At 67.6% G+C, this 22308-nt stretch carries 24 protein-coding genes; 16 read left to right on the plus strand and 8 right to left on the minus strand.

All coding sequences use genetic code 11. The features are described 5' to 3' along the window. Positions 1-172: 172 nt before the first annotated feature. The 5 genes from KNW02_RS12915 to KNW02_RS12935 all read right to left on the minus strand — a co-directional run bounded on the left by KNW02_RS12915 (position 173) and on the right by KNW02_RS12935 (position 5851). Positions 173-1972, minus strand: a complete 1800-nt coding sequence (locus tag KNW02_RS12915; RefSeq protein WP_348524728.1) for an aminopeptidase P family protein — start codon at positions 1970-1972, stop codon at positions 173-175. Next, positions 1969-2661, minus strand: a complete 693-nt coding sequence (locus tag KNW02_RS12920) for a metal-dependent hydrolase (protein ID WP_216033694.1) — start codon at positions 2659-2661, stop codon at positions 1969-1971. The genes KNW02_RS12915 and KNW02_RS12920 overlap by 4 nt, the downstream gene beginning before the upstream one ends. A gap of 77 nt (positions 2662-2738) precedes the next feature. Further along, positions 2739-4475 carry a single-stranded-DNA-specific exonuclease RecJ gene (gene recJ / locus KNW02_RS12925; protein ID WP_216033695.1) on the minus strand — a complete coding sequence of 579 codons (1737 nt, stop codon included), beginning with the start codon at positions 4473-4475 and terminating at the stop codon, positions 2739-2741. A gap of 77 nt (positions 4476-4552) precedes the next feature. Continuing rightward, on the minus strand, positions 4553-5518 hold the full coding sequence (glpX, locus tag KNW02_RS12930) for a class II fructose-bisphosphatase (protein ID WP_216033696.1): 966 nt from the start codon (positions 5516-5518) through the stop codon (positions 4553-4555). Between the two features lie 81 nt (positions 5519-5599). Next, complete coding sequence (locus tag KNW02_RS12935) at positions 5600-5851, minus strand: BolA family protein (protein WP_216033697.1); 252 nt, start codon at positions 5849-5851, stop codon at positions 5600-5602. An 80-nt stretch (positions 5852-5931) separates the two neighbouring features. Between KNW02_RS12935 and KNW02_RS12940 the strand changes: the two genes are divergently transcribed. The 11 genes from KNW02_RS12940 to KNW02_RS12990 all read left to right on the plus strand — a co-directional run bounded on the left by KNW02_RS12940 (position 5932) and on the right by KNW02_RS12990 (position 13112). Beyond that, positions 5932-6558, plus strand: coding sequence for a J domain-containing protein (locus tag KNW02_RS12940; protein WP_216033698.1), 627 nt, complete (start codon positions 5932-5934; stop codon positions 6556-6558). Between the two features lie 213 nt (positions 6559-6771). Beyond that, complete coding sequence (locus KNW02_RS12945) at positions 6772-7143, plus strand: helix-turn-helix transcriptional regulator (protein WP_216033699.1); 372 nt, start codon at positions 6772-6774, stop codon at positions 7141-7143. Between the two features lie 150 nt (positions 7144-7293). Continuing rightward, positions 7294-7848 (plus strand): hypothetical protein, encoded by a 555-nt coding sequence (locus tag KNW02_RS12950; RefSeq protein ID WP_216033700.1) that lies wholly within the window; start codon positions 7294-7296, stop codon positions 7846-7848. Between the two features lie 292 nt (positions 7849-8140). Next, the gene (locus KNW02_RS12955; protein WP_216033701.1) at positions 8141-8755 is read left to right on the plus strand and encodes a ribonuclease D; all 615 of its coding nucleotides are present in this window, start codon (positions 8141-8143) and stop codon (positions 8753-8755) included. 9 nt (positions 8756-8764) lie between these two features. After that, complete coding sequence (locus KNW02_RS12960; RefSeq protein ID WP_216033702.1) at positions 8765-9709, plus strand: KpsF/GutQ family sugar-phosphate isomerase; 945 nt, start codon at positions 8765-8767, stop codon at positions 9707-9709. A 4-nt stretch (positions 9710-9713) separates the two neighbouring features. Continuing rightward, positions 9714-10310: a hypothetical protein gene (locus KNW02_RS12965; RefSeq protein ID WP_216033703.1), complete on the plus strand. Its 597-nt coding sequence runs from the start codon at positions 9714-9716 to the stop codon at positions 10308-10310. A gap of 19 nt (positions 10311-10329) precedes the next feature. Next, the gene (gene lptA, locus KNW02_RS12970; protein WP_216033704.1) at positions 10330-10806 is read left to right on the plus strand and encodes a lipopolysaccharide transport periplasmic protein LptA; all 477 of its coding nucleotides are present in this window, start codon (positions 10330-10332) and stop codon (positions 10804-10806) included. Beyond that, positions 10806-11555: an LPS export ABC transporter ATP-binding protein gene (lptB, locus tag KNW02_RS12975; protein ID WP_216033705.1), complete on the plus strand. Its 750-nt coding sequence runs from the start codon at positions 10806-10808 to the stop codon at positions 11553-11555. The genes lptA and lptB overlap by 1 nt, the downstream gene beginning before the upstream one ends. A gap of 184 nt (positions 11556-11739) precedes the next feature. Next, positions 11740-12315 carry a ribosome hibernation-promoting factor, HPF/YfiA family gene (hpf, locus tag KNW02_RS12980; RefSeq protein ID WP_216033706.1) on the plus strand — a complete coding sequence of 192 codons (576 nt, stop codon included), beginning with the start codon at positions 11740-11742 and terminating at the stop codon, positions 12313-12315. 79 nt (positions 12316-12394) lie between these two features. Then, on the plus strand, positions 12395-12859 hold the full coding sequence (locus tag KNW02_RS12985) for a PTS sugar transporter subunit IIA (protein WP_216033707.1): 465 nt from the start codon (positions 12395-12397) through the stop codon (positions 12857-12859). A 64-nt stretch (positions 12860-12923) separates the two neighbouring features. Further along, on the plus strand, positions 12924-13112 hold the full coding sequence (locus KNW02_RS12990) for a hypothetical protein (RefSeq protein ID WP_216033708.1): 189 nt from the start codon (positions 12924-12926) through the stop codon (positions 13110-13112). Positions 13113-13197: 85 nt separating this feature from the next. Here KNW02_RS12990 and KNW02_RS12995 read toward each other — a convergent pair whose 3' ends face one another. Together KNW02_RS12995 and KNW02_RS13000 are read right to left on the minus strand one after the other, a co-directional pair. Further along, positions 13198-13608, minus strand: coding sequence for a VOC family protein (locus KNW02_RS12995; RefSeq protein WP_216033709.1), 411 nt, complete (start codon positions 13606-13608; stop codon positions 13198-13200). A 16-nt stretch (positions 13609-13624) separates the two neighbouring features. Then, on the minus strand, positions 13625-14494 hold the full coding sequence (locus KNW02_RS13000; RefSeq protein ID WP_216033710.1) for a branched-chain amino acid aminotransferase: 870 nt from the start codon (positions 14492-14494) through the stop codon (positions 13625-13627). A gap of 151 nt (positions 14495-14645) precedes the next feature. Between KNW02_RS13000 and KNW02_RS13005 the strand changes: the two genes are divergently transcribed. Genes KNW02_RS13005 through KNW02_RS13025 form a run of 5 tightly spaced genes read left to right on the plus strand, consistent with a single transcriptional unit; the run spans position 14646 to position 21513 of the window. Further along, positions 14646-15164 (plus strand): MarR family winged helix-turn-helix transcriptional regulator, encoded by a 519-nt coding sequence (locus KNW02_RS13005; RefSeq protein WP_216033711.1) that lies wholly within the window; start codon positions 14646-14648, stop codon positions 15162-15164. A 9-nt stretch (positions 15165-15173) separates the two neighbouring features. Then, positions 15174-15884: a response regulator gene (locus tag KNW02_RS13010; RefSeq protein WP_216033712.1), complete on the plus strand. Its 711-nt coding sequence runs from the start codon at positions 15174-15176 to the stop codon at positions 15882-15884. 38 nt (positions 15885-15922) lie between these two features. After that, positions 15923-16756, plus strand: a complete 834-nt coding sequence (locus KNW02_RS13015) for a uracil-DNA glycosylase (RefSeq protein WP_216033713.1) — start codon at positions 15923-15925, stop codon at positions 16754-16756. Between the two features lie 55 nt (positions 16757-16811). Then, positions 16812-18137: an efflux RND transporter periplasmic adaptor subunit gene (locus KNW02_RS13020; RefSeq protein ID WP_216033714.1), complete on the plus strand. Its 1326-nt coding sequence runs from the start codon at positions 16812-16814 to the stop codon at positions 18135-18137. Continuing rightward, positions 18130-21513, plus strand: a complete 3384-nt coding sequence (locus KNW02_RS13025) for an efflux RND transporter permease subunit (RefSeq protein ID WP_216033715.1) — start codon at positions 18130-18132, stop codon at positions 21511-21513. The genes KNW02_RS13020 and KNW02_RS13025 overlap by 8 nt, the downstream gene beginning before the upstream one ends. Here KNW02_RS13025 and KNW02_RS13030 read toward each other — a convergent pair. Beyond that, complete coding sequence (locus KNW02_RS13030) at positions 21455-22231, minus strand: protein-disulfide reductase DsbD domain-containing protein (protein WP_216033716.1); 777 nt, start codon at positions 22229-22231, stop codon at positions 21455-21457. The genes KNW02_RS13025 and KNW02_RS13030 overlap by 59 nt on opposite strands. Positions 22232-22308 lie beyond the last annotated feature (77 nt).

Genomic DNA, 22308 nt, shown 5'->3' on the forward strand with positions numbered 1-22308 from the left:
CCCGCGCCGTTTCAGCGCTTCGTTGTAGGATTTCCAGTTCGTCGTGCGGTAACGGGCGGGCTCGGGCTTGCTCATGTCGAGATTCTTAACCTACCGGATTCGCAGTGTGAATCCTTCCAGCGCCGAGTTCTGCAACAACGCCCATCCGAAGCATGGCGGCCATGCGAGCTTCTCAGCCCAAGGGCGCGGTGGCGCGGTCCAGCCAGTCGCGGGTCGTCCCGTCCAGATGCGGCACGAGTTCACGGCGCACCTGCGCATGATAGGCGTCAAGCCAGGCGATCTCGTCCCGGGACAGGGCTGCAAGATCGACGAGGCGGGTGTCGATGGGGCACAGCGTCAACGTCTCGAAGCCCAGCATCCGGCGGCCCGGTTCCGCCTCGACCTCGGCGACCACGATCAGGTTCTCGATCCGGATCCCAAAGGCGCCCTCGCGGTAATAGCCGGGCTCATCGGACAGGATCATGCCGGGCTCCAGCGGCAGGTCGCTGATCCGGCTGATGCGCGCCGGACCCTCGTGCACGCAGAGCGCCGCGCCGACGCCGTGACCGGTGCCGTGATCGTAGTCGAGGCCCAGCGACCACAGGAACTGCCGCGCCAGCGCGTCGAGATGCGCCCCCGCCACGCCCTTCGGAAACTGCGCCCGGCTGATCGCGATCATGCCGCGCAAAACGGCGGTATAGGGGGCGATCGCCTCGGGCGGCACCTCGCCCAAGGGCAGGGTGCGGGTGATGTCCGTGGTCCCGTCCGCATACTGCCCGCCCGAATCGATCAGCAGCAGTTCCCCGGCACTCAGCCGGCGATTGCTGGTCTCGGTCACCCGGTAATGGGGCAGGGCGGCATTGGGACCCGCGCCGCAGATAGTGTCGAAACTGATATCGGTGATGCCTTCATCGCGGCGGAAGGATTCAAGCTTCGTCACTACATCGATTTCGGTCAGATCCGCGGGATCCTGCCCGTCCAGCCAGGCCAGCAGCCGCACCATTGCCACGCCGTCGCGCCGATGCGCCGCGCGCATCCCCTCCAGTTCGGCCCGGTTCTTGCGGGCCTTGGGCAGGATGGCCGGATCGGCGGCAGGCGCGATCACCGAACAGGCCCGTTCCAGCAGGCGGAATGCCGCTTCGGGCGCGCTGGCAGGATCGATCCGCACCGGATCGACCAGATCCAGCAGCGCATCCGAGAGGGTATCGGGAGGCCGGATCGACACGTCCCCGCCCAGATGGGCGATCACCCGGTCGTCGAATTTAGCGGGGTCCGCGAACAGCGTCAGGCGGCCATCGTCGGCGAGGATGGCAAAGCTCTGCACCACGGGGTTCTTCGGCACGTCGCTGCCACGGATGTTCAGCAGCCACGAGATCGAGTCGGGCAGCGACAGGAAGGCCGCGGCCTGGCCCTCGCGGCGCAGCTGCTCGGCCAGCCGGGTGCGCTTTTCCGCCGAGGTCTCGCCGGCCAGCGCGTCGTCATGCGCCCGGGTCGGACCGACCGGCGGGGCAGGGCGGTCGGACCAGATCGCATCGACGGGATTGGCGGGAACCGGCACAAGCTCGATGCCGCTGCCCGCGATCCCCCTGGTGATCGCCTCGATTTCCTTGCGCGTATGCAGCCAGGGGTCGAATCCGGCCGTGCCGCCCGCGGGCAGGGCCTCGCGCAGCCAGTCCGAGGGTGCGGTTTCGGGCCAGTGGACGGGGGTGAAATGGGCAAGGTCGACCTGCGACTTGACCTGGGTCCGGTAGCGGCCGTCGATGAACACGCCGGCCCGGTCCATGGTGACGATGGCAAAGCCCGCGCTGCCGGTAAACCCGGTCAGCCAGGCCAGCCGGGCATCGGCCTCGGCCACATATTCGCCCTGATGGGCATCGGCGCGCGGCACCACGAAGGCGTCCAGCCCCTCTGCCCGCATCCTGACGCGCAGCGCGGCCAGCCGGGCGGGATGGTCCGCGCCGCCGGCCGGATCCTCAAAGCTCTGGAAACTCACAGCTCGACCGCCTTCATCACTTCGGGTTCGATCACCTGTACGCCGGGCAGCCCCTCAATCAGCGCCTGCGCGCTCTGTTCCAGCAGCGGGAAGGTCTTGTAATGGCAGGGGATCACGGTCCTGAAGTCGAAATATCTGCGGGCCGCAAAGGCCGCGCGCTTCATGTCCATGGTGAAATGCCCGCCGGCGCAGAGGATGCCGATATCGGGCTGGTGGTATTCGGCCATCCAGGCCATGTCGGCCATGATGTCGGTATCGCCCGAGACATAGATCACATGGCCGTCGCCGGCGATCATATAGCCCGATTCATGACCCGCATAGATCGGCCCGTCCGCCCCGTCGAGCGAGCTTGAGTGACTGGCATTGACCATGGTCACGTGCGCGCCGCCCAGATCGACGGTGCCGCCCTTGTTGAAGCCGATCCCCTCGATCGCGTGATGGGTCTGCCAGCTGCTGATGAGGTCGTAGATGCCGACCACCGGGATCCCCAGCTCCCGGGCGATGGCAAGGGCATCGCCCGAATGGTCGCCATGGCCATGCGTCAGCAGCACATGGCTCGCGCCGCCGATCGCCTCGGCGCGCCGGTCCTCGGGAAAGACGGGGTTTCCCGACAGCCAGGGATCGATCAGGATCACCGCATCCTCGATCTCAAGGCGAAAGCCGGAATGTCCAAGCCAGGTCAGTTTCATCGCTGCCTCCTGTCAGATGTCGCGCGAAGGTTAGCCGGGCGCGGGGGCGCTGACCAGCCGCCCGATGCGGGTGGGCCTCAGGCCGGCGCGGCGTCCTCCAGCCGCAGCCGCACCCGTTCGCGCCCGCCCCAGGTGGACAGGTCCAGCTTGCCCGCAAGGTGAAAGCGGCGACCCCTGGCGCCGATCAGCGCCGGGCCAAGCGGGCCGTTCATGGCGCCCCAGGCGACGGCCTCCAGTGCCGGCGCGCCGGGGCTGCGGAAACTCAGGCGCAGATGGCTGTCGCCCATGGTGGCGGCGCTGTCGATCAACTGGTCTGCAAAGGCAAAGCGCGGGGCCGGGGCGGCCTGCCCGAAGGGGCCCGCATCCTCCAGCTGGCGGAACATCTGCGGCGTCGCGCCCGCCGTCTCCAGCAGGCCCGAAATGCGCAGATCGCCGGCCCCGCTGCGGGTCGCAAGATCGGCGGAAATCAACTCGGCCAGCCGCGCCATTGCCGGCTCGATCCGGTCCTGGGCGACGGTCAGCCCGGCCGCCATCTCGTGCCCGCCGCCCTTGATCAGCAGGCCCTCGCGGGCCAGCCGCTGGATCGCACGGCCCAGATCGACGCCGGGCACCGAACGGGCCGAGCCCTTGCCGATCCCGCCCTCGACGCCGATCACCACCGCGGGCAGATCGGTCGCCTCCTTGACCCGCGCGGCGACGATGCCGACCACGCCCGGATGCCAGCCAGCGCCCGCGGCCCAGGACAGGGCGGCGTCGCCGCGCGCCTCGACCTGGGCCAGCGCCTCGTCGCGGACGGTGGCCTCGATGGCGCGGCGCTCGCGGTTCAACTCGTCCAGCTGCCCGGCCAGACGGGTGGCCAGTTGCGGATCGCGGGCCGACAGGCACAGCGCGCCCAGATCGGCGCGGCCCACCCGGCCGCCGGCATTGATCCGCGGCCCCAGCAGAAAGCCCAGGTGAAAGGCACTGGGCGGCCCGTCCAGCCGGGCCACGTCCGACAGCGCGACCAGCCCCGGCCGCTGCCGCCGGGCCATGACCGCCAGCCCCTGCCGCACGAAGGCCCGGTTGACGCCGACCAGCGGCGCCACATCCGCGACGGTCGCCAGCGCCACCAGATCCAGCATGGCCATCAGATCGGGCTCGGGCCGGCCCATGCCGCGCAGCACCCGGCCGGCCTGGACCAGCGTCAGGAACACCACGCCGGCGGCGCAAAGATGGCCAAGCGCCCCGTCCTCGTCGGCCCGGTTCGGGTTCACCACGGCCAGCGCCGGGGGCAGGGTCTCGCCGCCCAGATGATGATCCAGCACGATCACCTCCGCGCCCTGCGCCGCCGCCAGCGCCTCGTGGCTCAGCGTGCCGCAATCGACGCAGACGATCAGGTCATGTCCGGCCGCCAGCCCGGCCATGGCCGGCGCATTCGGCCCGTATCCCTCGTCGATCCGGTCGGGAACATACAGGGTGGCGTCGCGCCCCTGCTGCCGCAGCCAGTCCAGCAGCAGCGCGGCCGAAGTGCCGCCATCCACGTCGTAATCGGCAAAGACCGCGATCCGCTCGCCGCCCGTGGCGGCCGCAACAAGGCGCGCGGCCGCGGCCTCCATGTCGCGCAGCATCAGCGGATCGGGCAGCAGATCGCGCAGCCTCGGCGTCAGGAACCCCTCGGCCGCGCCCGCCTCGACACCGCGCTCGGCCAGCACCCGGGCCACCGCCAGGGGCAGCCCGGCCTGCTGCGCCAGGCCTTCGGCGCGCCGCTCCAGCGCCGCCTCCGGGCCGACCCAGCAGCGCCCGCTCAGCGATCGCCCGATGCCCAGAAATGCCACGCCTGCCCCTTCTTCTTCACCCAAATATCCCGGGGGGAGTCCCGCAGGGACGGGGGGCAGCGCCCCCCTCGACCCGCTCAGCGGACCGGGTTGCGATAGATCATCCGCCGCACCGAGCCGGTCTTCGAGCGCATCAGGATCGTCTCGGTCTGCAGATAGCCGGGCTCGCGCTTCACCCCGGCCACGATCGAGCCGTTGGTCACCCCGGTCGCGGCGAAGATCACATCCGCCGTCACCAGTTCGTCGCGTGCATAGATGCGGTCGAGATCGGTGATCCCGGCCTTCCGCGCGCGGCCGCGTTCGTCGTCGTTGCGAAACAGCAGCCGGCCCCACATCTGCCCGCCCATGCATTTCAGCGCGCTGGCCGCCAGCACCCCCTCGGGCGCCCCGCCCGAGCCCATATACATGTCGATGCCGGTCAGTTCCGCCTCGGCGGTGTGGATCACGCCGGCCACGTCGCCATCGGTGATCAGCCGGATCGCCGCGCCGGTCTCGCGCACCTCGGCGATCATTTCCTCGTGCCGGGGGCGTTCGAGGATGCAGACGGTGATGTCCTCATCCTTGCATCCGCGCGCCCTGGCCAGCGCCCGCACCCGCTCGGCGGGCGACATGTCGAGGCTGACCACGTCCTTGGCAAAGCCCGGGCCGATCGCCAGCTTGTCCATATAGACATCGGGCGCATGCAGCAGCGTGCCGCGCGGCGCCATGGCGATCACGGTCAGCGCGTTCGGCATGTCCTTGGCGGTCAGCGTGGTGCCCTCCAGCGGGTCCAGCGCAATGTCCACCTCGGGTCCGTTGCCGTTGCCGACCTCCTCGCCGATATACAGCATCGGCGCCTCGTCGCGCTCGCCTTCGCCGATCACGACGACGCCCTTGATGTCCAGCATGTTCAACTGGTCGCGCATGGCGTTCACGGCGGCCTGGTCGGCGGCCTTCTCGTCGCCGCGGCCGATCAGCCGGGCCGAGGCATGCGCCGCCGCCTCGCTGACGCGGGCCAGCCCCAGAGACAGCATGCGATCGTTGAAGTCCTTCTGCGCGGTCATGGCCTCTTCCCTCGTTGGCTCAGCTTCGCCCGGCTTCTACGCGCGCCCCGTGACACGGGCAAGACCGCGGGCGCTAACGGCTCAGCTTTCCGCCAGTTCCAGCGCCAGCGCATGGATGCGCGGCACGATGTCGCCCAGGGTCTCATGCACCAGCCGGTGCCGCTGGACCCGGCCCAGGCCCGCGAAGGCGGGGCTGGCCATGCGGATGCGGAAATGGCTCTCGCCGCCCTCGCGCCAGCCGGCATGGCCGCGATGGCTTTCGCTTTCGTCGATCACATCCAGCCGCGTGGGGTTCAGTTCCGCCAGCCGGGTCCGCATCTCGTCTGCGATCATCGGATATCCTTTCGTCAAGACCTTTCATGTCGCGCGAAATAGCCTAAACTGCTGCCTCCGAGTCGCAAAGGTGCCCGAGGATGAGCAGTAACGACCCGTTCGGTTTCGACATTTCCGCCGCCAAGGACAAGAAGCGCCGGTCGAAAGGCCGCCGTGGTATGTCGGGCGCCTTCGAGACCTCGACCCGCGTCTGCGAGCGGGAAGGCTGCAGCGAGCCTGGCCAGTACCGCGCGCCGAAAAACCCGCGGCTTCTGGATGACTACTTCTGGTTCTGCAAGGAACATGTCCGCGAATACAACGCCAACTGGAACTATTTTCAGGGCCAGAGCGAAGAGGAATTCCAGCAGTTCCTCGACAATGCCACCGTATGGGAACGCCCGACCAAACCCTTTGGCCGCGCCGCGCAGGAACAGGCCTGGGCGCGCCACGGGGTCAGCGATCCGCATGAAATCCTCGGCGCCAACGGCACCTCGCCCGAGGCGCGCGCCAAGCTGGGCCGCAAGCTGCCGCCGACCGAACGCCGGGCGCTGGAGATCCTCGAGGCCAGGGACAGCTGGACCCGCACCGAGATCCGCAAGCAGTACAAGTCCCTGGTCAAGGACCTGCATCCCGACATGAATGGCGGGGATCGTTCCGATGAGGACCGGCTGGCCGAGGTGGTCTGGGCCTGGGAGCAGGTGAAAGACAGCCGCAATTTCCGCGACTGACCGGGCCGGCGCCTGAGCCTGTCGCCCCCATCGACGGTTCCGCGACCCGTTCCCCGGGCGCCGGCTGCCGTCAATCGGGGTGAAACTTGCGCACGGATGCGGTGATGACGGGCCTTTCGTGAACTGCGCCCCGATTCTGGCGTCAGATGGACGGATCCGGATTCGGTTCTGGTCCAGAATGGGACACCCGGAACCGCTTTCACGGCGCCATCCATGCCCGAGCCCCGCAAGTCACAAAACCTTGGAATCGCCCGGATCCGGTGCGTCGTGGCCGAACTGTCGGCCTCGGGGGTGCCATCGCTTGCAAGCGTGGCCGAGCGGCTGTCCGCAAGCCCCAGAACCGTACAACGCCGGCTGGCCGAGCATGGGCTTTGCTTCCGGCGGGTGGTGGAGGATGCCCGTCTGGGCATGGCCTGTGTGTTTCTTGAACGATCCGAACTCGGCATCGAACAGATCGCCAGACAGATCGGCTACAACAGCAGCAGCGCCTTCGCCCGGGCCTTCGGGCGCTGGGCCGGCGTCACGCCGAAGACCTATCGCAGGGCTGCGGGCCGCCCGCGCCCCGACCCGGAGTGCCTGGCGTAAAATGGCTGGCGAAATCCATAGTGGAGTGGCGCGGCAGGGTGCTAGCCTCGGTCATGTCCGAGGCCGTCGCTGCAGGGAGAATTCCGGCCCATGGTTCGTTCGGCCAGCAACCCAAGGCCGCCTGTCGGCCGCAAGAGCAAGGAGACCGCAATGTCATCGACCTATCACCCCACCCGCCGGGCGCTGATCGCCGGCGCGGCGGCGCTTGCCGCGGGCGGCGCGGCTCTGGCGCAGGATGCACCTGCCGGGGGACAGGATGCGCCGCCCGCGGGAATGGCCGATTTCCTCTTTGTCCAGACCGCCTCTGGCATGGCCTTCGCGGCCGATGCGAACCGTCTCACATTGCGCAATGTCAGCCCGGTCACGCTGTTCTTCTCGGACCGGCCCGAGCGGATCGCCGGCAACATGAAGACCGATCGCTTCGTGCCGTTCTGGGGCGAGGGCAGCGACAGCTTTCTGTCTGATCCGCCCAATGCGGATCTCTCGATTCTCGAAGATGGCGTGCTGCGTCAGGCCGTGGTCGTTCTGCGCAACCCCGAACTGATCGGCGAGGATCTGCATTACACGGTCGAGATCGTCGGCGGCGAGATGCCGGTTCTTGGCGGGCCGACATCGCTTTTCATCGACATCATCGGGATGCCGTTGACCCCGCTGTCCTATGCCGGGGTGGCGCGGCGCTCTTATCGGCGCGCGATGCTCTACTGACAGCCCGAACTGCGGCGGAAGGCCGTTTCTCCGCGCGACAGGGGCGGTGAAACCCGATGTCTGGCAATCCCGTGCCGTCACAGAGAACGGGTGCGTCAGGCACCCGAAGGCTGCGGCGCGCACCGTAGTTCCGTCGTCGGCCCTTTGTCGAAACATCTGAGAACCGACGGTCGTTCGCGCCTCGCGGAGGTTCGTCCCGCGTCCTGCCGTGTCGCGGCATGGCGGGATTCCTCTGGATCACGCCCCGGATTTCTGGTCAGAGAAGGCAGGCCAGATGCAAGCGGACGAGGCAATGAGCATCCATCTCTACCAGAACGATATCCCCGATGATCTGACTTTCGGGCAGACCGTGGCCATCGACACCGAAACCATGGGGCTGGACCCGCGCCGCGACCGGCTGTGTCTGGTGCAGATGTCTTCGGGCGACGGCGACGCGCATCTGGTCCAGATCGAGCGCGGCCAGACCGAGGCGCCCAATCTGTGCCGCATGCTGACTGATGCCAAGGTTCTGAAACTGTTCCATTTCGGCCGGTTCGACATCGCGGCCCTGGAAAACAGTTTCGGGGTCGTCACCTCGCCGGTCTGGTGCACCAAGATCGCCTCGAAACTGGTGCGCACCTATACCGACCGGCACGGGCTGAAATACCTGCTGAGCGAACTGGTCGGCGTCGATGTCAGCAAGCAGCAGCAGACCAGCGACTGGGGCGCGGCCGATCTGACCGATGCGCAACTGGAATATGCCGCCTCGGACGTGCTGCATCTGCACAAGCTGAAAGAGGCGCTTGAAGAGCGGCTGAAGCGCGAGAACCGCATGGGTCTGGCGCAGGCCTGTTTCGATTTCCTTCCGGCACGCGCCCATCTGGACCTGCTGGGCTGGGGGGATGAAAACGACATCTTCCATCACTAGATTGGCGCCATGACAGCATATCTCGACACCGCCGCCCGCGTCATCCGCACCGAAGCCCAGGCGCTTGAGCTTCTGGCCTCGAGCCTGGGGCCCGAGTTCCAGCAGGCCATCGACCTGATCCTTGACACCAAGGGCCGGGTGATCGTCTCGGGCATGGGAAAATCCGGCCATATCGCCCGCAAGATCGCGGCGACGCTGGCCTCGACCGGCACGCCCGCGCAATTCGTCCACCCCGCCGAGGCCAGCCATGGCGATCTGGGCATGGTTACGCGCGCCGATGTGGCGCTGGTCCTGTCGAACAGCGGCGAGACACCGGAGCTGGCCGATCTGGTCGCGCATACGCGGCGCTTCGAGATCCCGCTGATCGGGGTCGCCTCGCGGCCCGAGTCGACCCTGCTGCGGCAGGCCGATGTGGCGCTGGTCCTGCCCGCCGCCGAGGAGGCCTGCGGCAGCGGCATCGTGCCGACCACCTCGACCACGATGACGCTGGCGCTTGGCGATGCGCTGGCCGTCGCGCTGATGGAGCATCGTCGCTTCACGGCCGAGCATTTCCGCACCTTCCATCCCGGCGGCAAGCTGGGCGCGCGGCTCTCCAAGGTCGGCGACCTGATGCATGAGGACATGCCTCTGGTGGGCGAGGACACGCCGATGACCGAGGCGCTGCTGGTCATCAGCCAGAAGGGTTACGGGGTCACCGGCGTCACCGATGGCGACGGGCATCTGAGCGGGATCATCACCGATGGTGACCTTCGGCGCCACATGGACGGGCTGCTGGAGCGCAGCGCGGCCGAGGTGATGACGCGCGCGCCGCGCGTGATCGAGCCCGAGGCGCTGGCCGAGGCGGCGCTGGCCGAGATGCAGTCGCGCAAGATCACCTGTCTGTTCGCGGTCGAGGACGGCGCGCCACGCGGCATCCTGCATATCCATGACTGCCTGCGCGCCGGCATGGTCTGAGACGATGAACCGCACCCGCATCGTTCGCTGGCTGCGGCTGCTGCTGCCGCTGGTCGCGCTGACGATCCTCTCGACGATGTTCCTGTTCTCGCGCAAGCCCGAGGGCGAATCGCGCATCCCCTATACCAGCCTCGATGCCGAGCAGATGGCGCGCGAGCCGCGGATCGTGGCCCCGAAATATTCGGGCGTGACCGATGATGGCGCCGAAATCGCGCTGATCGCGCGCGAGGCGCAGCCGGCGCGCGACGACAGCGACGGCTCGATCAGCGATCTGCGTCTCGACTGGCGGCGCCCCGACGGGCTGGCCGCCGATCTGACCGCGCCCACGGCCGAGCTTGCCGAGGGGCTGATCACGCTGCTTGGCGGGGTCAACATGTCCACCTCGACCGGCTGGACGCTGCAGGCGCCGCAGATGAACGCGGCGACCGACCGCTCGCGGCTGAGCGCGCGTGACGGGGTGCAGGCGACCGCGCCCTTCGGCCGGATCACCTCGGACGAGATGGAACTGATCCCCGGACCCGAAACGGCCGAGGGCGAGAGGGCAGGCGATTCTGCCGTCTTGAATTTTTCCGGCTCTGTCCGTCTGATATACCAGCCCTGAGCCACCGAAGGACTGTTTCATGCTGCGCCCCCTGATGATCGCCCTGGTTTTCGCCTCTGGCCCGGCCGTTGCGCAGAGCGTCGTCTTCGGCGGGATCAAGGCCGACACCTCCCTGCCGGTCGAGGTCGCGGCCGATCACCTGACGGTCGATCAGGGCGATGGCACCGCCCTTTTCACCGGCAATGTCGTGATCGGGCAGGGGGAAATGCGCCTGTCGGCCGAACGGGTCACGGTGGAATATGCCCAGGGCGACCGGACCCGCATCCGCTCGCTGCATGCGAAGGGCAATGTGACGCTGGTTTCCGGGCCGGATGCGGCTGAAGGGCGCGAGGCGGTCTATGATGTCGAATCGGGTCACGTTACCCTGACCGGCGATGTGGTGCTGGTGCAGGGCGAGAACGTGCTGACCGGCGACCGGATGACGGCCGATCTTGCCGAGGGCACGGCGCAGGTCGACGGCCGGGTCCGGTCGATCCTGCAGCCGGACAACAACTGATGCGGCGCGGCGGACGCAAGGAGGGTGACGGGCTGCGGGTGCTGGGGCTGCGCAAGTCCTATCGCAACCGGCCGGTGATCCATGACGTCTCGGTCACGCTGCGGCGGGGCGAGGTGGTGGCGCTGCTGGGGCCGAACGGATCGGGCAAGACCACCTGTTTCTACTGCATCGCCGGACTGGTGCCGGCGGATGCCGGGCAGGTGCTGATCGATGGGCAGGATGCGACCCATCTGCCGATGTTCCGCCGTGCGCGTCTGGGCATCGGCTATCTGCCGCAGGAAATGTCGATCTTCCGCGGTCTAACGGTCGAACAGAACATCATGGCGGTGCTGGAGGTGACGCTGGACGATTCGCGTCATCGTCGCGACCGGATGGAGGAATTGCTGGGCGATTTCTCGATCACCCATCTGCGCGGCGCCCCGGCCCTGGCACTGTCGGGCGGTGAGCGGCGGCGGGTCGAGATCGCGCGCTGCCTGGCCTCGGAACCCAGCTTCCTGCTGCTGGACGAACCCTTTGCCGGGGTTGACCCGATCGCCGTGGGCGAGATCCGCGAACTGGTCCATGACCTGAAGTCGCGCGGCATCGGGGTGCTGATCACCGACCACAACGTGCGTGAGACGCTGGGCATCGTCGACCATGCCTATATCCTGCATGACGGGCATGTCCTGATGTCGGGCACGACCGCCGAGATCGTCGCCGATCCGAAGGTGCGCGAGGTTTATCTGGGCGAGGGTTTCCGGCTGGGATGAGGCGGCAGCGGAATTTTCCGGCGGCTGCCTGCACCCCGTTGACATCGTGCGGCTGCTGTCACCAAATTGACTTATGCGGGTGCGGTATCGCGCCGTACCCCGCCACCCCCGTTTTCCGCCGCAAGCCGGCTGCCTCAAACGGGTCGGCGCATGCGGAAAGACGGGCAACCGGAGAGGAAGGACGATGCGCTACACCATCAGCGGAAAACACATCGATGTCGGCAATGCGCTCAGCGCCCATGTCGAGAGGGAACTGGGTGAGACGGTCAGCAAATATTCCCAACGCCCCACGGATGCGGCTGTCACCTTCTCCCGCGATGCGCATCAATACATCTGCGACGCGGTGGTGCATCTGTCCACCGGGCTGACCGTCCAGGCAAAGGGCATGGCCAACGAGGTCTATGATGCCTTCGAGGCCTGCCGCGAGCGGATGGACAAGCAGTTGCGCCGCTACAAGCGGCGGCTGAAGGATCATCACAAGGACCGTTCCGAACCGGTTGAATTCGGTCAGGCGGGCATGTATGTGCTGGCCGCTGACGAGGATGAATGGGAATCGCATGGCAGCGGCCTGCAGCCGATCATCATCGCCGAGATGGAAGCGCGCGTGCCGACCCTGTCGGTCGGGGACGCGGTAATGCAGATGGAACTGGCCGGCACGCCATTGCTGGTCTTCCGCAACGAGAAACACGGCGGCGTGAATGTCGTCCACCGCCGCGACGACGGCAATGTGGGCTGGATCGATCCGCGCGGAAACGGCTGAGCCACGCCCGCGCCAGGCAGACTGAGCCGCCCCCGGAACCGCCGCCCGGGGGCGGAAAGCTTGGGAAAGACACTCTATCATGCAACTTAGTGAAATCCTCAAGCCAGGGGCCGTGCGTTCTCTGGGCCAGGTCACTTCGAAGAAGCGAATGTTTCAGGAACTGGCCGATCTGGCCCAGTCCGAATACCGGCTGAGCGCCTCCGAGGTGCTGGATGCGCTGCAGGAACGCGAAAGCCTCGGGCCGACCGGCGTCGGGCAGGGCGTGGCCTTGCCGCATGCGCGGCTGCATGGCCTCGACAAGGTCGTGGGCCTGTTCCTCAGGCTTGAAAAGCCTCTGGATTTCGACGCCGTGGACCGGCAACCGGTCGATCTGGTCTTTGCGCTGCTGGCGCCCGAGACCAGCGGTGTCGATCACCTGAAGGCACTGGCGCTGGTTTCGCGCACGCTGCGCGAGGGCGATCTGCGCAGCAAGCTGCGCGCCAATGACAATCCCGCGACATTGTATGCAGTTCTGGCTGCCGCCCAGGGCATAAAGGCGGCCTGAAAGGTTTGAATCGGACCGATTCGGCCCTATATTCAGGTTCCCTTGACCTGGGAGGAGGGCGACGATGAGCAAGCATATCAGCGATCAACCCCGCAGCCACGGCGCTGCCCGGCTGCGCGAATTCACCAAGAAAGAGCGTGAAACGGGGCTGCATCCGGCCGTGGCCGCGCTGCGCAGCCGTCCGAAAACGCGCGATGGCGACGGGCGCAAGACGGCCGAATACGTGCGGATCGAGCGTGGCCATCTGACCTGACCACAGGCCCGGTGCGGGAATACGAACCGGCAGGAACATGTGAGGCCGTCCCCATCCGTCGGGTGCGGCCTTTGCATCTGCGAGGTCAGCCCTCGGGGTACTGCCCTTGGTCGCGCTGGATCAGATCCCAGAGATTGCCGAACGGATCCGCGAAAACGGCGACGGTGCCGTATTCGGCTACCTTCGGCTGTCGCACGATGCGGATATCATGGGCGCGCAGCCGGGCCAGATCGCCGTGCAGATCGTCGGTATCCAGAAACAGGAAGACTCGCCCGCCTGACTGGTTGCCGATCGCGGCGGCCTCGCGGTCATTCTTGGCGCGGCCCAGAACGAAGGAGGTGCCGCCGCCCGAAGGCTGGACCACGACCCAGCGTTTGTCCTGTGCAGGCCGGTATTCATCGACAACCAGCCGGAAGCCCAGCACGCCGGTGTAGAAGGCGATCGCCGCGTCGTAATCGGGCACGACGATCGTCACATGGGCAAGCCGCTGGGCCATGCCGGCGGTTGTCGTATCAGCTGCGGACCAGCTTTTCGTAATCCTCGGCCACCTTGCGGGTGGTCTGGCCGACCTGGAAATGCCAGTCGCCGATCTGCCCGACCGGCGTGACCTCGGCCGCGGTGCCGGTCAGCCAGCATTCCTGGAATCCGTCCAGTTCCTCGGGCTTGATGCGGCGCTCATGCACGGTGGTGCCGCCGTCCTTCAGCATCTGGATCACGGTCTGCCGGGTGATGCCGTTCAGGAAACGATCGGCCAGCGGCGTATGCACCTCGCCATCCTTGACGAAGAAGATATTGGCGCCGGTCGCCTCGGCCACATAGCCTTCCCAGTCCATGAACAGCGCATCCGAACAGCCCTTTTCCTCGGCCGCGTGCTTGGACATGGTGCAGATCATGTAAAGCCCGGCGGCCTTGGCGGCGGTGGGGATGGTTTCGGGGCTGGGGCGCTTCCACTTGGCGATATCCAGCTTGGCGCCCTGCCATTTGGCATCGCCGTAATAGCTGCCCCATTTCCAGGCGCAGACCGCCAGATGAACCGGGTTGCGCCGGGCCGAGACGCCCATGTCCTGCCCCGACCCGCGCCAGGCGACGGCGCGCACATAGGCATTCTCGAACCCGTTGGCCTTCAGCACGGCGTCCTTGGCGGCATCGATCTGTTCGGCGGAATAGGGGATCGGCATGTCCAGCAGCCGGCCCGATTCGATCAGCCGCAGCGAATGCTCGTGGCCCTTGAAGATCTTGCCATCATAGCAGCGTTCGCCCTCGAAGACCGAACTGGCATAGTGCAGCGCGTGGGTCAGGATATGCACCTTTGCGTCGCGCCATTCGCACAGTTCGCCATCCATCCAGATCTTGCCGTCGCGATCGTCATATGCCGCCGTCATGTCTCTCTCCATCGGATCGGGATTTTCAGATCTTGCGCAAGGCTACCCGAATCCACCCTTTTGTTGCGCGAAGCCCTTGACGGCTAGCAACCGTATCTTGGAAAGTCAACAAGGCTGTCCTATCAAGGGCGGAAACGTGAAAGGGATAGGAATGCGGGACAAGGCGCGCGCCCAGACGACGGTCGGTGAGGATCTGCTGTTTCTGACCGACGATCAGTTGCGCCGGGGCATCGAGGCGATGTTCTTTGCCTATCGTGCCTTCACGGCCGATCCCGACATGATTCTGGCCGATCTGGATTACGGCCGCGCCCATCATCGCGCGCTGCATTTCATCAACCGCGAGCCCGGGCTGACCGTCACCTCGCTGCTGGCGGTTCTGGGCGTGACCAAGCAGTCGCTGAACCGGGTCCTGCGCACGCTGATCGAGGATGATCTGGTCCAGAGCCGCGTCGGCATCCGTGACCGGCGCGAGCGGCAACTCCACCTGACCGAGAAGGGGGTTTCGCTGGAACGCCGCCTGTCCGAGGCCCAGCGGGTGCGGATGCGAACCGCCTATCGCAACGCCGGCCCGCAGGCGGTCGCGGGTTTCCGACAGGTGCTCGAGGCGATGATGGACCCCGAAACGCGGTCGCAGTATCAGGCGATGAAGGACTTGCCCGAGGAGCGTTGACGATCCGCCATGAGCATCAGCCCCGACACTCATATCCTCGTTGTCGACGACGACGAACGCATTCGCGCCCTGCTGGGGCGGTTTCTGCGCAAGAACGGCTATATGGTCAGCACGGCGCGCGATGCCGTTCAGGCGCGGCGTTTGCTGTCGGGGCTGGAATTCGACCTGATCGTTCTGGATGTGATGATGCCGGGCGAAGACGGCTTCTCGCTGACCCGGGCATTGCGCGCGCGGATGAATACGCCGATTCTGCTTCTGACCGCGAAGGGCGAGACCGACGACCGCATCACCGGGCTGGAAAGCGGCGCCGATGATTATCTGGCCAAGCCCTTCGAGCCGCGCGAACTGTTGCTGCGGATCGCCGCCATCCTGCGGCGGATGCCGACGGCCGAACTGGCGCAGCCGAAATACCTGACGCTGGGGATGCTGCGCTATGACACCGACAAGGGCGAATTGTGGCAGGGCGATACGCATCTGCGCCTGACCGGCACCGAACAGGCATTGCTGCGGCGTCTTGCGGCCAGCCGTGGCCAGCCGGTCAGCCGGGCCGAATTGATCGAGGATCTGGGCCGCGGCGGCGGCGGCGAGGAGGCCGAGAATTCGGAACGCGCCATCGACGTCCAGATCACCCGCCTGCGCCGCAAGATCGAGCCTGATCCGAAAGAGCCGCGCTTTCTGCAGACCGTGCGCGGCACCGGCTACATGCTGGTCGCCGACTGAGCTTGCCCGCGCCGCGCGCCCGGCCTAGCCTGCCGCCGATGGACGCCAATCCGACATATCAGGGAATCGAACCGGACGCCGAAACCGCGCTGGCGCTGCTGGAATGGCAGGCCGAGCTGGGCGCGGACGAGGCAATTCTGGATGCACCGCTCGACCGGTTCGAACTGGCCGCGCGGGCGCAACCCGCCACGTCGCCTCTGCCGTTGCAGGTGCAGGCGCAGGTTCCGGCAGCGCCCGCCGCCGAAGGGGAGGCGGATCCGTCCGCCCTGGTGGCCGAGGCCGAGGCTCTGGCCGCCGCGGCGGACAGCCTCGATGCGCTGGCCGCCGCGCAGGAAGGCTTTGACGGGATCGAGTTGAAGAAGGGCGCCCGGAATTTCTGCTTTGCCGACGGCAATCCGAAGGCGCGGCTGCTGATCCTGGGCGAGGCGCCGGGCGACGAGGAGGACCGTCAGGGCCGCCCCTTCGTCGGCCGCGCCGGTCAATTGCTGGACCGGATGTTCGGCGCCATCGGCCTGTCGCGGGGGGCGGTCGATGCCGAGAAGGCGCTCTATATCATCAACGTGCTGACATGGCGTCCGCCCGGCAATCGCGACCCGGCCGCCGATGAAATCTCCGTGAGCATGCCCTTTGTGCGCCGCCATATCGAACTGGCCGCGCCCGATCTGATCGTCCTGATGGGCAATATTCCCTGTCAGGCGGCCCTGGGGCGGCGCGGCATCCTGCGGCTGCGGGGCCAATGGACACAGGCCTTCGGGCGCCCGGCGCTGCCGATGGCCCATCCCGCCTACCTGCTGCGCAACCCGCCCGCCAAGCGTGAGGCATGGGCAGACCTCCTGTCGCTGGCCGCCAGGCTGGAAACGCTTTCCGTTTAGCTTTCGTTTCCGCATCATGGGATAATGCTGGGCCGGCACCAGGCGGAACCTACTCATGCGCTTTCTCTTTCGCAGCCTCAGCGGGCTGTTCATCACCTTCCTGACCTTCGGCCTGCTGTTTCTGGCCGGGTTCCAGCTGTGGCAGGCGGTAGTCGCGCGCGACGGCGGCGGGCCGGCGCGCGATGCGGCCGAACAGGTCTATACCGCGCGCCTGCTGACGGTGACGCCGCAGGTGGTGCAGCCGGTGATGCAGGTCTTCGGCAATGTCGAATCGCGCCGCCGGCTGCAGTTGCGGGCCGGGGCGGCGGGCCAGATCGTTCATCTCGATCCGGCCCTGCAGGAGGGTGGCCGGGTCGAGGCCGGTCAGTTGCTGGTCCGGGTCGATCCGTCCTCGGCCCAGGCGGCGCTGGACAGCCAGCTTGCCGCCCGCGACGATGCCGAGGCGACGCTGCGCGACGCGCGCCGCAATGTCGAGGTGGCCACCGAGAACCAGACCACGCTCGAACGTCAGGCGGAACTGCGCCGCGCCGCGGTCGAGCGGCATCTGGCCCTGCAGCAGCGCGGCCTTGGCATCAGTTCCGAACGCGAGGCGGCCGAACTGGCCGTCTCCGAGGCCGAGCAGGCGGTGGTGTCCGGCCGGGCCGGGCTGGCGGCTGCCGAAAGCGCGGTGACGGTGGCCGAAAACGCCCTTCGCCGGGCCGAGATCGCGCTGTCCGAGGCCCGCCGCGATCTTGCCGATACCGAAATCCGGGCCGGATTCGCCGGCCGCGTCACCGCCGTCACTGCCGTCGAGGGCGGGCTGGTCAGCCTGAACGAGCAGCTGGCCGAGATCATCGACCCCGACGCGCTGGAGGTGCAGGTGCCGCTGTCGCTGGACCAGTTCTCACGCCTGCTTGCCGATGGCGGCGGGCTTGAAGAGCGGCCGGCGCGGGTGATCCTCGACGGTTCGGCCGGGCGGCTGACAGCCGAGGCGCAACTGGACCGGGCGGCCGCCTCGGTGGCCGAGGGCAGCGCCGGCCGGATCGTCTATGCCCGCGTTCTGTCGGGGGGCGCGGCGCTGCGGCCCGGCGATTTCGTCAGCGTCGAGATCGCCGAGCCGCCGCTTGCCAATGCCGCCCAGATCCCGGCGGCGGCGGTCGGATCGGACGGTGCGGTGCTGGTCGCCGATGCTGCAGGGCGCCTGTCCGCCGTGCCGGTCAGGGTGCTGCGCCGGCAGGGCGACGATGTCATCATCGAGGTGCCCGCCGCGCTGCGGGACGCGCGCATCGTCGCGGAACGCGCGCCGCAGCTAGGCGCGGGGATCAGGGTGCGCGACGCCGCCGCCCCTGCACCGGCCGAGGATCAGCAGGCGCAAAGCCATCGGAGGCAGGGCAATGGCTGACGGTCGCGGCCTGCTGTCGATTTTCACCCGGCACGCGACGCTGGGAAATCTGGTGATGGCGGTGATGGTGGTCGGTGGCCTTTACGCCGCCCCGCAACTGCGCGCCCAGTTCTTTCCCGATTCCGTCGCGCATGAGATCGATGTCGAACTGCGTTGGGACGGCGCCGGTCCAGAGGACATGGACCGGGCCGTCGTCGCCGTTCTGGAACCCGCCCTGATGGGGGTCGAGGGCGTCGATCTGATCAGTTCGCGCTCGGTCCAGGGCTCGGCCGAGATCGAGATGGAGTTCGAGCCGGGCTGGGACATGTCCCGCGCCATGTCCGATGTCGAGGTCGCCATCGCGGCGGCCGGCGACCTGCCCGAGGATGCCGAGGATCCCGAAATCGAACGCAGCGCCTGGCGTGACGGAGTGGCCGATGTGGTCATTTCGGGGCCGGTCGGTCTGGATCAGCTGGCGCGCATCGCCGACGATTTCGTCAACCGGCTTTACGCCGAGGGAATCACCCGTCTCAGCCTGTCCGGCATCGCCGCGCCCGAGGTACTGGTCGAGGTGCGCATGGCCGATCTGGTCCGCCATGACGTGACGCTGGAACAGATCGCCGGCGTGGTCGCGGCGGCCGCCACGGTCAGCCCGGCCGGAGATGTCTCATCGGGTGCCGCCCGTGTGCGCACCGGCAGCGAAACCCGGGACCCGGCCGCGGTGTCCGCGCTGCTGTTGAAGGCCTTGCCCGATGGCACGCAACTGACCGTGGGCGACGTTGCCGATGTGCGGCAGTCCGGCATGGACCGTAACGTCGCCTATTACGTCGACGGCAAGCCGGCGGTGATGGTGCGGGTCCAGCGCAGCGCCTCGGGCGATGCCATCGGCATGCAGCGCAGCGTCGAAGAGGTCGTCGCCCGGATCGAGCCATCGCTGCCTGCGGGCGTCGGCATGGAACTGGTCCGGGCGCGGGCCGAGGTGATCGCCGCCCGGCTGGAACTGTTGCTGGACAATGCGGTCGTGGGCCTGGGCCTCGTTCTGGTGCTGCTGTTCCTGTTTCTGAACGCGCGCACGGCGCTGTGGGTCGCCGCCGGCATCCCCGCCTCGCTGCTGGCCGCCGTCGGGCTGATGTACCTGACCGGCATGACGCTGAACATGATCTCGCTTTTCGCGCTGATCCTGACCTTGGGGATCATTGTCGACGATGCGATCGTGGTCGGCGAGCATGCCGATTTCCGCGCCCGCAAGCTGGGGGAACCCGCCGTGATCGCGGCCGAGCGGGCGGCGGCGCGGATGGCGGCGCCGGTGGTCTCCTCGACGTTGACGACCATTATCGCATTCGCCGGGCTGATGGCGATCGGCGGGCGCTTTGGCGAGACGGTCCGCGATATTCCGCTGACGGTGATTCTGGTGCTGGCTGCCTCGCTGGTCGAGTGTTTCCTGGTTCTGCCCAGCCATATGTCGCATGCGCTGACCCGGGCGGCGCGGCGGAACTGGTATGACCGGCCCTCGAAGATCGTCAATCGCGGCCTCGACTGGCTGATCGAGCATCTGCTGCGGCCTGTGACCCGTGTGGTTCTGGTGCTGCGCTATCCGGTCCTGGCGGCGGCCATCGCCATGCTGGCCTGGTCGGCCACCACGCTGATGACCGGCAAGGTTCCCTGGCGGTTCTTCGACGCCCCCGAACAGGGCAGCGTGGCCGGGAACTTTGCCATGCTGCCCGGCGCCACGCGCGAGGATACCACCCGCGTCATGGGGATGGTGCAGGCGGCGGTCGAACAGGTGGCCGCGGAATACGAGGCGGAATACGGCATCAATCCGATCACCCATGCGATGACCATGGTCGGCAGCAATTCCGGCCGCCCGCTGCCCGGCGCCGATACCAAGGATGCCGACCTTCTGGGCGCGGTGCAGATGGAACTGATCGACCCGGATTTCCGCCCCTATTCCAGCTTTGATTTCGTGAACGCCCTGCAGGCGGCGATGCCCAGCGATCCCCGGTTGGAGACGATCAGTTTCCGCGGCTTCCGGCACGGCCCCGGCGGCGACGCGATCTCGGTGCGCATGACCGGCGCCGAGGCGCAGCAGCTGAAGGATGCGGCCGAGGCGCTGAAACTGCAGCTGTCGGCCTTCCCCGAGGTATCTGCGCTGGAAGACAGCATGTCCTATGACAAGGATGAACTGGCCCTGCAACTGACCGCACAGGGCGAGGCCCTGGGCTTCACCACCGAGACGCTGGCGCGCGAGTTGCGCCAGCGGCTGGCCGGCATCGAGGCGGTGACCTATCCGGTCGGCACCCGCACCGGCGCGATCCGGGTCGAACTGCCCGAGGACGAGCGGCGCGGCGATTTCCTCGATCGGATGATGATGCGCACCTCGTCGGGGCAATGGGTTCCGCTGGGCGATATCGTCACGGTCGGCACCGATGCGGGCTTTTCCGAGATCCGGCGCGAAAACGGCGAGCGGATGATCACCGTGACCGGCGACATCTCGGACGACGATCCGGCGCGCGCCGCCGAGATTTCGCGCAGCCTGGAAAGCGCCATCATGCCCGCGATCGCCGCCGAATACGGCATCAGCTTCGAGACCACCGGGCTGGCCGAGCAGGAGCGTGAATTCCTGAGCGAGGCCCTGCTGGGATTCGCCGTGGCGCTGACCGGCATCTACATGGTGCTGGCCTGGATTTTCGCCAGCTGGACCCGGCCGCTGGTGGTCATGTCGGTGATTCCCTTCGGTCTGACCGGCGCGGTCTGGGGGCATCACCTCTGGGATCTGCCGATGTCGATGTTCTCGATCGTCGGGCTGATCGGCATGTCGGGCATCATCATCAACGATTCGATCGTGCTGATCTCGACCATCGACGAATATGCGACCGATCGCGGCCTGCGCCCGGCCATCATCGATGCCGTGGCAAACCGTTTCCGGCCGGTGCTGCTGACGACCGCGACGACCGTTCTGGGGCTGGCACCGCTGCTTTACGAACGGTCCTCGCAGGCGCTGTTCCTGAAGCCGACGGTGGTGACGCTGGCCTACGGGCTGGGCTTCGGCATGGTGGTGGTTCTGCTGGTGGTGCCGGCGGTCCTGGGGGTGGGCGAGGATATCGGTCGCGCAAGACAGGGCTTCCGGCGCGGCATCCGTGCGCCGGCCCTGCGCGGACCGGTGCGGGTGGGTGTGGTGCTGGCCACCATCGCCTTCCTCGTGACCCTGGTGCCGGCGACGCTGCTGCCGGCCCTCGGACTGGCGCTGCCGGGCTGGTGGCCGGTGGCGGGATCGGCGCTGTCGGCGCTTGGCTTCTACGTCCTCGGTCTGCTGATCGCGGTTCTGGTCGCGGCGGGGCTCAGCCTTGCCGGTCGCAGCCCTGCATCTCGACCGCACCATCCGGGCCGATCAGGGTGATGCGGACCGCGCCCGTATCCAGATCGAAGGGCGCGGCGGCGGGGGGGACGAAATCGGCGGTTGCGCGGCTGCCGCCGCTCCGGGCCTCGAGTTCCGAGGTCGAGACCCAGATCTCGGGCCGGCCGATCACCTCCATCGCCGCGACCTCGGCCCCGGCCTGAGGCAGATCCACGCTGAGCCGCATGCCGTCCGCGATCTCGGACAGCCGGCAGGCGGGGCGGGCATCCAGCCGTGCCGGAACGTCGGCCAGCGCGGCCTCGATCCGCGGATCGCGCGACGCCGCCGGGGCCGGTGCCTGAAGGCTGACACGGGCCGGCACGCAGATATTCTCGCACAGGCCGAAATCCACCGCCGCATCCAGAACCAGCGCCTGCGCCGGATCCCTGGGCCGGGCGGTGAAGGGCAGAAGCAGCGTGTCGTGATAGCCGAGCGTCAGCGCGTCGCCCGACCGGATCGCCTCGGGGGCGGGCCAGTGGAAGGTGACATCCGCCAAGTTCTGCGAACCGCTCCAGTCGAAGCTGGGCGGCAACCCGCTGTCGCCGGGCTGGCGCCAATAGGTCTTCCAGCCGGGTTCGAGCCGCAGTTCCAGCGCGGCGACACGGTTGCCCTCGGCATCGGTCCAGCCGGGCAGCAGCCGTGCCGATTGCAGCCCGGGCGACAATGGTTCGGCCGTGGCGGTCAGCGGCAGGAACAGGGCCAGCAGGACGATGCGTCTCATGTTTCAGAATTTAGTCGCTTGCATGGCGCCAGAGAAGTCACAAACGCGCGGGGGCCTTGCAAGATCGGCCACGAGGG

The organism is Paracoccus marinaquae, assembly GCF_018860165.1.
Classification (GTDB): domain Bacteria; phylum Pseudomonadota; class Alphaproteobacteria; order Rhodobacterales; family Rhodobacteraceae; genus Paracoccus; species Paracoccus marinaquae.

What these genes read in the sequence shown, in the direction of transcription:
- KNW02_RS12920 (WP_216033694.1), bottom strand. Translation starts at nt 2,661, where the DNA reads ATGAAACTGACCTGGCTTGGACATTCCGGCTTTCGCCTTGAGATCGAG.
- glpX (WP_216033696.1), bottom strand. Translation starts at nt 5,518, where the DNA reads ATGACCGCGCAGAAGGACTTCAACGATCGCATGCTGTCTCTGGGGCTG.
- KNW02_RS12935 (WP_216033697.1), bottom strand. Translation starts at nt 5,851, where the DNA reads ATGATCGCAGACGAGATGCGGACCCGGCTGGCGGAACTGAACCCCACG.
- KNW02_RS12940 (WP_216033698.1), top strand. Translation starts at nt 5,932, where the DNA reads ATGAGCAGTAACGACCCGTTCGGTTTCGACATTTCCGCCGCCAAGGAC.
- KNW02_RS12945 (WP_216033699.1), top strand. Translation starts at nt 6,772, where the DNA reads ATGCCCGAGCCCCGCAAGTCACAAAACCTTGGAATCGCCCGGATCCGG.
- KNW02_RS12950 (WP_216033700.1), top strand. Translation starts at nt 7,294, where the DNA reads ATGTCATCGACCTATCACCCCACCCGCCGGGCGCTGATCGCCGGCGCG.
- KNW02_RS12955 (WP_216033701.1), top strand. Translation starts at nt 8,141, where the DNA reads ATGAGCATCCATCTCTACCAGAACGATATCCCCGATGATCTGACTTTC.
- KNW02_RS12960 (WP_216033702.1), top strand. Translation starts at nt 8,765, where the DNA reads ATGACAGCATATCTCGACACCGCCGCCCGCGTCATCCGCACCGAAGCC.
- KNW02_RS12965 (WP_216033703.1), top strand. Translation starts at nt 9,714, where the DNA reads ATGAACCGCACCCGCATCGTTCGCTGGCTGCGGCTGCTGCTGCCGCTG.
- lptA (WP_216033704.1), top strand. Translation starts at nt 10,330, where the DNA reads ATGCTGCGCCCCCTGATGATCGCCCTGGTTTTCGCCTCTGGCCCGGCC.
- lptB (WP_216033705.1), top strand. Translation starts at nt 10,806, where the DNA reads ATGCGGCGCGGCGGACGCAAGGAGGGTGACGGGCTGCGGGTGCTGGGG.
- hpf (WP_216033706.1), top strand. Translation starts at nt 11,740, where the DNA reads ATGCGCTACACCATCAGCGGAAAACACATCGATGTCGGCAATGCGCTC.
- KNW02_RS12985 (WP_216033707.1), top strand. Translation starts at nt 12,395, where the DNA reads ATGCAACTTAGTGAAATCCTCAAGCCAGGGGCCGTGCGTTCTCTGGGC.
- KNW02_RS12990 (WP_216033708.1), top strand. Translation starts at nt 12,924, where the DNA reads ATGAGCAAGCATATCAGCGATCAACCCCGCAGCCACGGCGCTGCCCGG.
- KNW02_RS12995 (WP_216033709.1), bottom strand. Translation starts at nt 13,608, where the DNA reads ATGGCCCAGCGGCTTGCCCATGTGACGATCGTCGTGCCCGATTACGAC.
- KNW02_RS13000 (WP_216033710.1), bottom strand. Translation starts at nt 14,494, where the DNA reads ATGACGGCGGCATATGACGATCGCGACGGCAAGATCTGGATGGATGGC.
- KNW02_RS13005 (WP_216033711.1), top strand. Translation starts at nt 14,646, where the DNA reads ATGCGGGACAAGGCGCGCGCCCAGACGACGGTCGGTGAGGATCTGCTG.
- KNW02_RS13010 (WP_216033712.1), top strand. Translation starts at nt 15,174, where the DNA reads ATGAGCATCAGCCCCGACACTCATATCCTCGTTGTCGACGACGACGAA.
- KNW02_RS13015 (WP_216033713.1), top strand. Translation starts at nt 15,923, where the DNA reads ATGGACGCCAATCCGACATATCAGGGAATCGAACCGGACGCCGAAACC.
- KNW02_RS13020 (WP_216033714.1), top strand. Translation starts at nt 16,812, where the DNA reads ATGCGCTTTCTCTTTCGCAGCCTCAGCGGGCTGTTCATCACCTTCCTG.
- KNW02_RS13025 (WP_216033715.1), top strand. Translation starts at nt 18,130, where the DNA reads ATGGCTGACGGTCGCGGCCTGCTGTCGATTTTCACCCGGCACGCGACG.
- KNW02_RS13030 (WP_216033716.1), bottom strand. Translation starts at nt 22,231, where the DNA reads ATGAGACGCATCGTCCTGCTGGCCCTGTTCCTGCCGCTGACCGCCACG.